1 pseudogene is annotated in these 296 nt (G+C 27.4%); it reads right to left on the bottom strand.

Annotated features, from left to right (window positions below):
• A pseudogene (locus tag H2279_RS08825) lies at nt 1–296 on the bottom strand (tRNA 2-selenouridine synthase); the annotation flags it as partial.

The raw sequence follows: 296 nt of genomic DNA, 5'->3' as shown, positions 1-296 counted from the left end.
AATAAGCACCCATACCCATATAAGGTCTTACTTTTTTATAGTTTTCTTCTCCCATGTATTCTTTAAGTTTATCTTCATAATAAGCAAATTCGGGTTTGTCTTTGAAATTGAAATTAGATTCACCTATTTTATATGAGGCACTATTAACAGAAAGAAAATATCTACAACCATTAGAAAGGACTTGAGGGAATTTTTTTATCAAATAAGAAAAATTTACAAAATGAGTTTCATTTCCTTCTTTGAATTCACTACCTAAATATTTACTGCGAAATTCTTCTTTTTTCTTCTCTATTTCT

Origin of the sequence: Campylobacter sp. B0100352/1, from assembly GCF_020135855.1 — a bacterium.
Lineage (GTDB): Bacteria > Campylobacterota > Campylobacteria > Campylobacterales > Campylobacteraceae > Campylobacter_D > Campylobacter_D taeniopygiae.
Note: the sequence above shows the minus strand (reverse complement) of the source record. Positions and strands in the feature narration are given on the sequence as shown.